This is a genomic window from Veillonella montpellierensis (genome assembly GCF_947090115.1).
GTDB classification, from domain to species: Bacteria; Bacillota; Negativicutes; order Veillonellales; family Veillonellaceae; genus Veillonella; species Veillonella montpellierensis.
This window is the reverse complement of record NZ_CAMUMS010000013.1, coordinates 32151-42696: the sequence shown is the minus strand read 5'-3', so window position 1 is coordinate 42696 and position 10546 is coordinate 32151. Positions and strand designations below refer to the sequence as shown.

At 38.6% G+C, this 10546-nt stretch carries 6 protein-coding genes; all 6 read left to right on the top strand.

The features are described 5' to 3' along the window. Positions 1-186 precede the first annotated feature (186 nt). Positions 187-258 (top strand): hypothetical protein, encoded by a 72-nt coding sequence (locus P6940_RS07365; protein WP_265416445.1) that lies wholly within the window; start codon positions 187-189, stop codon positions 256-258. 70 nt (positions 259-328) lie between these two features. After that, positions 329-1084 carry an SMI1/KNR4 family protein gene (locus P6940_RS07360; protein ID WP_277293647.1) on the top strand — a complete coding sequence of 252 codons (756 nt, stop codon included), beginning with the start codon at positions 329-331 and terminating at the stop codon, positions 1082-1084. Between the two features lie 23 nt (positions 1085-1107). After that, positions 1108-1599, top strand: a complete 492-nt coding sequence (locus P6940_RS07355) for a YfbM family protein (RefSeq protein WP_277293646.1) — start codon at positions 1108-1110, stop codon at positions 1597-1599. Positions 1600-1794: 195 nt separating this feature from the next. Next, positions 1795-1971 carry a hypothetical protein gene (locus P6940_RS07350; RefSeq protein WP_277293645.1) on the top strand — a complete coding sequence of 59 codons (177 nt, stop codon included), beginning with the start codon at positions 1795-1797 and terminating at the stop codon, positions 1969-1971. Between the two features lie 1082 nt (positions 1972-3053). Next, on the top strand, positions 3054-6590 hold the full coding sequence (locus P6940_RS07345; RefSeq protein WP_277293644.1) for a PD-(D/E)XK nuclease family protein: 3537 nt from the start codon (positions 3054-3056) through the stop codon (positions 6588-6590). Beyond that, positions 6577-10461 (top strand): helicase-exonuclease AddAB subunit AddA, encoded by a 3885-nt coding sequence (addA, locus tag P6940_RS07340; protein WP_277293643.1) that lies wholly within the window; start codon positions 6577-6579, stop codon positions 10459-10461. Before P6940_RS07345 ends, addA begins: the two co-directional genes overlap by 14 nt. Positions 10462-10546 lie beyond the last annotated feature (85 nt).

The following is a 10546-nucleotide window of genomic DNA, read 5'->3' as shown; positions in this document are numbered from 1 at the left end:
ACACAAGGTTCACTATGGATTTTTTATGTGTTCAATTTCATTTTATAATTAAGCATATTTAGATATTATAAAAAAATTGGGAGTAGATAACTTTCGTAAAGAACTACGAAGCATAGAAATAGAGCGACTGATAAATCGTTTGAAACAAAGACAATTTCTAATGCACGTGAGTGTATCGGTGGTGATGTGACTCATATTTTAAAGTGGTTTGAAATTCCTAATGATGTTGAAGAAGCAATTCGTGAAAGAGAATGGTGAAAATCAAAAGATAAGCTCGAAACAGCGAAATTTAATTTTAATGAGAGATGACCTGAGGAGGATGGTTTTCATGGATGATTTGAATGAGAAAACTATAAATGAGAAGCTACTTTCCTTGGTAGAGGGCAGGGAAACCCCTGAAAGCTATCAAAATTGGTGGCTAAAACACGAACATGAATTAGAGAGGGTTTTAAATAGGGGAGAATTTTTAAGACTTAAGCCAAAAGACCATGATTTCCTCTGGGTGCCGATTTTAACAAGCCAAAAAGGAGCCATAGCCATACTGGAGAGGAAAGGGCTACCTTTTTCTAAAAGCAATCTGTATCAAGAGAAATATTTAGAGGAGCTGGATGTCTATTGTAAGGATAAGAAAAAAAGAGAGCAAGAAAAGAAAAAGAAGGTTAAAGAAGAGCATCCAAATTTGTTTGAGCATTATCCAAAGTTTACAAATGCTTTAGTGAAATCTCTTGATGAAAATGACGTTATAAAACAAGGTGCTACACAAGAGGAAATTCGGAAAGCAGAAGAAAAATTAAGTTTTACCTTTCCTGAACAAGTACAAAGGTTTTTCTTAATCACAAGCGGCATTGATCTTTCAACTGGCATAAAAGTTGTGCTAAACGAAATGTTTTCAATGGAAATAAAAGAGAAGCAATATTTGGTTCTTGGAGAGTTTTGGAAAGAGGCAGACGGAGATCAGCTATTGCTTTGTCATGATGAAGAAACAATTTGGTACTATGCCCATGAACAAAATAAAGTAAAGAAGCTTTGCAATGATATGAATGAATTTCTTGAGAAGAAATTATCTAGGTATCTGAGCAGGTAAAGACAAATATGGAGGAAAAATAAATGGGAATGATTGCAAATTATCAGTCAACTACTGATATTGAATTAGAAAAATTTATGTGTCTTGATGATGTGGAAGACGCACAGGAAAATGAGAACTTAGAAATTTGTGATATAGATAAAACGTGGGACGCACTTCATTTTTTGTTGACAGGAAAATCTGCCAACGAACCGATTGAAGATAATTTAATCAGTGAAACGATTGTAGGACAGTTTAATATTTCCGGGGAAGAAATCGAAGAATTTATATCCGGAACGAAAAGTGATAGAGTGAAAGAAATTGCAAAAGCATTGCAAGAGCTTGATTTTGAAACATATATTGATAAATTTGATATGAGTGCGTTTCGCCAAAACGATATTTACCCTGATATTTGGGAATACGAAGATGAAGCAGATGAAATTAAAGATGATTTAAGAACCTCATTTGAAAGGTTGAAAAAATTTTATGAGAAAATGGCAGCACAAGAGAGCGCCGTTTTAGTGTCAATTTATTAACTGTACAATTTCAATTGTTGCGGAAATAGCAAAGGCGGGAAAGCCCTAAAATGGCTTCCCACCCATTTTAAAATTTAGAAAAATTTGTGTAGGGAGGGCGTTGCAATGTGTGACTATTGCCATAATATTCAGAAATGGAAGAGCTTTAAGGCACCGAGAGATTATCTGGCGTGTATCGAATACATCCAACAGCTTGTGACGAATGGCGGTTTTGAACTGCTTGAGAAAGAATCCACTTGCCCGTTGAATCAGGTAAAGACCGAAGACGGATGGGCGGATGAAATTATGGTTCACATGGTACGGTGCAAACACTGTGGACAAGTCTTTACCTGTGTTGTCAACACTTATCGTGGTAGTGGTTCTTTCAAATAGGATAAAGGTGGACAAGTGCGCTTGTTTATCAAAATGGTTCGGAACATTTTGTCCTGAAGTCTGGCGTAGGACGAAGAACGGGGGCTTTCATATACCTGCCGCCGTTCTCTGAAAACAGGCTGAATATCTCGCACTTTCCCGGTGCTTGATACTCAGCCTTTATTTGTTGTCAGTAGCCCCCGTTTCGTGGTCTCTGTGTAGTTCCTTGTAAACTGACCTAATATATTGACTAATAAATCCCGGCTTGTCGGATTATTTAAAATAGTGAATAACGCAGATATATTTCCACGAAGTGAAAATTATATAAAATAGGTTTGATATGGTCCCGTGAACATTAAAAAACAGTAAAATGTGTCATTGTAAGCTATGCTATCGCCTCTAGCCAAGCCGAGGCGTATGCATTATTTGTTAGACGAATTGGAATTATAAAGAACAATGTATGATGTATTTATGATAATTCCGTAATTGTTTAAACCGTAGTCTGTAATGTAGTGGAAGAAAGAAATAATATTTTACTGTAATTTTTTATGATGTTTAACTAGCATAAGGGATTCTTTACATGTAAGCCATGTGGGGAATTCCTTATTTTGTTTTATGAATAGGGGAACATGTAGAGTATGATTTTATTATGCGTAGGATAATTTTATACTAATAAAATGGTATTTTTTATTTGCTATAGTTTTATGGTGTTTATAAAAATTAGTATTACGTACTTTTACAAGACTAGTCGTATGGAGCCCATGAATAGATGCTATAAAAATATGTATTCCTATCTTGTTAGTTCTCATATATCATCATACAATAATAGTATATATTCTTAACTGGATAGGAGTTGGCATGACTAAGAGATACTCACTGGAGTGCAAAAGGAATAGTGTATAGATACTATAGTGTGATATAAAGAGACGTGTATATGATAGGTGTATATTAGGTGTTTACTAGTTATTCTACAGTATTTGTAGATAGTGAAGTCGGTTGATAACCGTATAGTAGTTTCTTATGTAAGATGCTATGAATTAGTAATGTACTCTTAGTTGCGTACAATATGTGTGGGAATGACTACATATACAAAAGGAGGATGTATGGGACTTTCAATATATATGGGACGAGCAGGAACGGGTAAGACCTATGCTTGTTATGAAAAGATTAAAGACATCATAGATACTTGTCCAGGAGAACCGATTATTTTGCTAGTGCCAGAACCAGCAACGTATCAAGTTGAACGAGAATTGGCAGAGCATATGCCACAAGGGGGATTTACTACGGTTCGCGTAGTGGGGTTTAGGCGCTTGGCGTATCAAGTGTTTCAATCTATTGGAAAAGTGCGTAGCAATAGTATTTCAAAAGTGGGATGCAACTTATTATTACGTCTTATTATGAAACGAGAGGGGGCATCGCTTGATATATTACAACAGGCGGCTAAGCAGCCTCATTTTTCAGATGTGTTGCAGAGTATATTTTCAGAATGTCAGGCATTTAAAGTATCATCGCAAGAGTTGGTGACGGGCGCTCGTCAGATAGAATCGACTAATATTGTATTGAGTCGAAAATTACAGGAATTGGCGAAAATCATGGAATCCTATGAGGCGGCGTTAGCAGTGCAGGGGCAAGTGGATGCAGATCCGATAGAGGAGTTAATTGGCCTATTAGATGATACACCATTATTGCAACAAGCACATATAGTGGTAGACGGATTTCACTGGTTTACACCGGTGCAATATGAACTCTTATATAATCTATTCGATCGAGCTAAGGAATCGATTATAACGATTACATTACCTACGAATCCAAAGGAACGGGAAAAATATAGGCAAAGGGGAACATTATTTAATAGACCATGGGAAGTATTTGATACGTTGTGCCAGAGATATGACACACATGTGACTATTCGTAATTTTACTAAAACGTATCGCTATAAAAGCCCTGTATTAGCGTCGTTAGAAGCGGATTTCTTTCAAAGCCCAGCCAAGAATAATACAAGTCATGAAACGATTGAGGTGGTAGAAGGATACCATCGCGAACGTGAAGTAGATGCAGTATGTCGTAAGATAGTTTCCTATATTCACGGTGATGATGGAATTACTAATGATACACAAGCAAATAGGTCAACGAAACAAGACGTAGAAAACGCATCTACGAATAGGAATAAATCATCACGGCGTTGGCGAGATATGATGATTATACTACGAGAATCAGAAACATATGGCGATATATTGGAAAAAACATTACGTCGCTATGAAATTCCTTATTTTATAGATCGCCAACATCCTATGGATACACATCCTGTGTCGGAACTCTTGCTTGCTGTATTGGAAATTGTGCAGTATCCGTTTAATCATGATGCTATGTTTCGCATGTTGAAAACAGATTTATTTCCCCTTTCACGGGAAGCGGTAGATGAATTAGAGAATTATTGCTTAGAATTTGGCATTCGTGAACATATGTGGCAGTGTGACAGATGGCAGTATACGCGTCAAAGTAATGGCCATAATGAGGAACTATTAGCACAAGAAGAAGCCCGTTTAAAGCGAGTGAATATGCACCGCCAATATATTATGGAAATCTTAGAACCATGGTATCAGTTTGCTAATGCATCACATACGGGGCGTGAATGGGGAGAACAATTTTATCAGTTATTGGTACATATGGATATACCGGACCAGTTACGTCAATGGTGTCAACTAGCACAGGAGGAAGGCGATACAAAAACTGTGGCGGCTCATGAACAGATGTATAAACGAGTTATGGACATAATAGATGAGATTATGTTGTTAGCCACCGATGATATACTATCTCTTGATGAAATGGCATTATTGATGCAAGAAGGGTTGCGTGATGTTAATTACTCCATAGTACCACCTACGTTGGATCACGTAGTGATTACTACCGTTGAACGTGGATATAATCTATCGAGACCGATTGTATTTGTTATGGGATTAAATGAAGGGGTATTCCCACAACGAATGGGTGATGAAGGATTATTGCGTGATGCGGATCGACAGGAGCTCGCACAAATTGGTATTACTTTAGCAGCAGGTGCCTTGGGTAAAACATATCATGAAAATTTCTTATTCTATTTAGCCTGTACGAGGGCTTCTGAACATGTATACCTATCGTTGGCAGCTACAGATGAGGAAGGCGTAGGATTAGAAAAATCCTTATCGATTGATCGATTGATGAAAAAAGGATTTGTTCAGACCATCCTTTCAGCACCGTTAGCAATTGATGATGACCATATAGAAAATTACATATGGCGTATACCACAAAGCATCTCCTTGTTATCTGCCCAATTTGGGAATGTATTGAAAGGGTGTGAGATAGCATCTATCTGGTGGGGCCTCTATGAGTGGTTGCGGACTAGTTCGCAGCGGCCTCTATTGGCACAAGCTGTGCGAGGCCTTATGGACTCGAATACAGTACCACTCATTCATGGTGATGTAGTTCGTGCTTTATTTTTGAAAGAGCACGCAGGTCATCAAGATATGGTTGGTTCAGTCACTCGATTGGAGAAATATCAAACTTGTCCATTTAAATTTTATGCAGAATACGGTTTACGTTTACAGGAACGCCCCATTAAATCATTCGGGGCCCCTGAAATTGGTATATTTTTACATGAATGTTTACGCATGTTAGGGATGGAATTATTAGAGCGACAGCAGCAGTGGCGTGATATGAGTAATGAAGAACAAGCAGAAATTTGTGAAAAAATCGTAACAAATATTGCGAATACCCCAGCATTTCAACGTGATGAAAGCGATGCCTATCAAAATAATTTACAAATTCGATTATTGAAAACGTTACAGAAAACGGTACAACGTTTGTGTGATTGGTCACGAAAAAGTCGATTTAATACTAAATACTTAGAACAAAGCTTTGGTAGTAACTATCAGAGTTGGAAACCTCTCTATATTGACGTATCAGAACATACGTCGATTCGTTTAGAAGGTCAAATTGATCGTATCGATGAATATAATGATGGACACACTACATATGGGATGATTATTGACTATAAGACGGGTGGCGCTTCAGTGAGTGCTTCTGATATTTATTACGGCTTGAAGTTACAGCTTGTTACGTATTTATTAGCTTTAGAACAATTAGAAAAAAACCATAGCATGATACCAGCTGCCGTTTTGTATACGTATGTGAGAAATCCGCGCCTATCCAAGCCATTTTTAACAGAAAAAGAGGCGAAAAAAGTGGCAAAGGATGATACATCGTTACATAATACAGGGTATTTTATCCATGACTTAGATGTACTGGATACGATTGATGACACCTATCGGCTTACACCATCATCGTATGTGCCAGTTAAATTGACTACGAAGGGGAATGTATATAGTACGTCTTTACCTAAATTAAAAACTGTATCAGAATTTCACACCTTAACGAACTATGCAAGCCGTATGATGGCGAGTATTGGTACACATATTACGAAAGGTATATTTCCTATTAGCCCCTACCAATTAGATAAGAAAATACCTTGTTCCTATTGTGAGTATCGGTCGCTTTGCCGCTTTGATGGCACTCGCAATTCCTATCGATATATTCATAAAAAGCAAGAACAAGAAGCATTAGAGGCCATGAAGAAAGGGGACGAATTATATGAAGTGGACTGAGGCACAACAGTCAGTCATTGATGCGCCACCTATCGCATCAGGACTTGACTCACAAACTATATTAGTCGCTGCAGCTGCTGGATCGGGTAAGACGGCCGTATTAGTAGAACGAATTATTTCGCGGCTTAAAAATTTAGACAAACCCTTGTCGGTGACAGATTTATTAGTGGTTACCTTTACGAAAGCGGCAGCCGCAGAAATGAGTGCACGTATTGCTCGTAAATTAAATGAAGCGATTCAAGAGGCCTATGATAGAAAGGATAGCGCCTTAGCCGACCATTTGGAAGAACAATTGCGCCTACTGCCATCGGCACATATTTCTACATTACATTCTTTTTGTACGTGGTTAATTCGCAGCTATTTTTATCGCATTGACATGGATCCATCCTTTCGAGTAGGTAATGAAGGAGAACTTAGGTTATTAGAACTCGACGTATTAGATCGGGTACTACAAAAGACCTATGAAGATGGGTCATGCCATATGTATGAACTAGCCGATATGTTTAGCGACATGCAATCGGATCGAACAATTCAAGAATTAGTGTTACAATTATATACATTTTCTATGGGGCTTAGCTACCCCGTAGGATGGCTCACATCGATTAAAGACACGTATCAGAGAAATAGTAAATTACCCTTAGAGGAGACGATTTGGGGACAGCAAATTTTGTCGGATGTGGTAGAAATAGTTGATCGCGTAGAGGCGCGATATAAAGAAATACGATCCCTGTTAGTTGAGGAAGAAGCTTGGAAAAAATTTGATGTCCTAGAAGGGGCCATCATCGATATGGTACATCAGGCACATACATGCACTACGTGGTCGGACTATCGGGATATGATTAGTCGCTTGCAATCTATGAAATTTGAGAGGTTCCCTACGAGTAGTCTTAAACCGTTGGTGGATGCGGAGATACTAACAAAAGTAAAAGCGCTTAGGGATCAAAATAAAAATGACTTGCAACGAGTTGGACAAGTGGGCATCCTGGTTAGTGATGAAGAGTGGTCCCACCAAATGGCATTACAATTGCCTATAGTAGAAGGCATTGTTGACATTACATTAGCTTTTTATAAAGCTTTTAGCGAAGCAAAGAAAAACAAGGGCTTACTAGATTTTACAGATTTAGAACATAAAGCTTTACAACTCTTAGTGCTCCCTGGTACAGAAGAGAATCCACAACCATCAGAGGTGGCGTTAGAACTACAAGGACAATTCAAAGAGGTGATGGTTGACGAATACCAAGATACAAGTAGCGTGCAAGAAGCCATTGTAAATCTCGTATCTAAGAAAGATAATCGATTCTATGTGGGGGATGTAAAGCAATCCATATATCGGTTCCGTATGGCAGATCCCAGTTTATTTATGGGAAAATATACATCATTTTCTCGCCATACAGATGCCATCGAGCGTCGCATTGATTTATCCAAGAATTTTAGGTCCCATGATAATATATTGGCGGTGACTAACTTTATCTTTCGACAGATTATGACAGAGGCGGGGGCAGAACTTGACTATGGTGATGATGAAGCTCTTTATGCGGGGCGGACCGTCAATGATCCCCCAGATTCATGGTGCGGTGGGGATGTAGAGATTCATCTCATTGAATGTGACAGTGAATCTCCCTCTTCCGATGAAGATGATGAAAATAGCACACAAGAGTTAGACAATTTTGAAAAAGAAGTATCTTTTATCATCGAAAAAATTAAAGAGTTAAAAGCCAATGGGACAACAGTGGAAGAGGGGGATGGACATTTTCGACCACTTATGTGGAAAGACATAGTAATCCTATTGCGATCCACATCCTATGTGGCAACCCGTATGGTAGAAATGTTTCGCCTTGCCAGTATTCCCGCCTATGCCGATGAAAAAAGTGGGTACTTTGATTCGTTGGAAGTAAAATTGATTGTATCGCTCTTACAAATTATTGATAATCCAGAGCAAGATTTACCGCTCGTCGCCGTATTACATTCAGGCGTGGTGGGCCTTGATGCAAATGAACTTGGCCGATTACGTATGAGTGGGACTGGTTCATTGTGGTCCTTATTACCAGATTTTGCCAATGAAATGCAACATGAAGGATTATTACAATTTGTGGACTATATGCATACGTGGCGCACCTATTCGCGACATCATAGTATCAGCGATTTATTATGGCACATCTATGAAACACTAGACTATGTCAACTATGTAAGCGCCATGCCGAATGGGCTTCTTCGTCGTGCGAATGTACTCGCTTTGTACCAACGAGCTAAGGAATATGAAGCAGGTTCCTTTAGAGGTGTTTTCAGATTTTTACGATTCATTGAAAACCTACAAGCTGCTAATCAAGACTTAGGAATGGCTAAAACGGTTAGCGAAGCAGATGATGTGGTTCGCATTATGACCATCCATAAAAGTAAGGGCTTAGAATTTCCTGTTGTATTTGTTAGTAATCTACAAAAACGATTCAATGTGAAAGATTTACAATCGCCTATGCTTATGCATAAAGAGGCCGGATTAGGTATGAAAGGTTACTATTCTGAGTACCGCATTATGTATCAGTCTATACCATGGATGTATTGTCATGAAAAATTATTACGCGCTGCCAAGGCGGAAGAAGAAAGATTGTTATATGTTGCCATGACAAGGGCAAGGGATAAACTTTATTTAACAAGCTTTGTGAAAAATGTAAAAAAATATTGTGAAAAGGATATGGTACAATCGGCCTTGATGGCGACTACGCCAGCTTTACCAGACGATGTGATTCGGCAAAGTAACTCCTATCTAGATTGGATACTCATGAGTGTGGCTCGCCATTGGGCGGGCGGTAATCGTATTCGTGTAGAAGCACAAGCACAAGAGGTGGGACGGTTAGATTTACCCGATAAGGAATGTCACATATCTTTGACCATTCATGATGGTAACGAGTATGGTCAATTGGATACATCATCGGATAAACAAGAAGGTCTTATTAAGGGATTAAGCCGATTGGATAGTGTATCTAGTGCTAGATTACCAGAATCATTAATAGAACGATTTAATTTTGTATATCCTCAGCAAGTAGCCACAAAAACGGCGGCTAAACTGTCTGTTAGCGAAATGAAACGACGCTTTTTAGAACAGGAAGCGGAGCTAGAAACATTGCTTCTTCCTAACATAGGAATGGACACATCTCAGAAAGAAAAGTATCACTCATTTAGTGAAGAAAAGTCGGTTCCTCCGTGCCATAGTAAAGAGGGTCAACATGAAAATTCTCCTGATACGAGTGCCTTAGCGCCTATGGATATCAAGTCTACTCCTAAGGATATGTACCCTACAGATAAACATATTACAATGGATGATGTATTTTCTCATACACCGGCGCTCTTAGATACGCGGGTTACACAAGCAAGTGGCGCCAGTTGGGGAACGTTGATGCATGAAGCCATGCAATGGCTCCCGGTGGCACCCTACACGCTAGATAGTGTACATGATGCACTCGATGAATTACAGCATAAAGGGTACTTTACAGACAAAGAGCGGCAGTTGATTTCTGATCAGGCGATTAGTCGTTTCTTTACATCCCCGTTAGGACAACGATTAGTACAAGCAAAGCGTATTGAAAAAGAATGGCCGTTTAGCCTATTAGTTGATGGTACTACTATCTATCCTCAATTGGAATCGGGGGAACAGATATTTTTACAAGGTGTCATTGATACAGCCTTCTTGGAAGATGATGGATGGGTGCTCATCGATTATAAAACGGATAGAGTGCAGAACGCACAAGATCTCATGGATCGCTATGGCATACAAGTGTCTATATATAACAAAGCACTAGCACAATTGACGTCCTATCCCGTAAAAGAAACGTATCTATATAGTTTACGCTTACATGAAGCAATATTAGTTACCTAGCGATAAATAATTTTTATAACTACATAACTAAATTTCATAATCGGGGGGGGTAATTGTTCAAAAATAGTATATAATATGTATATAG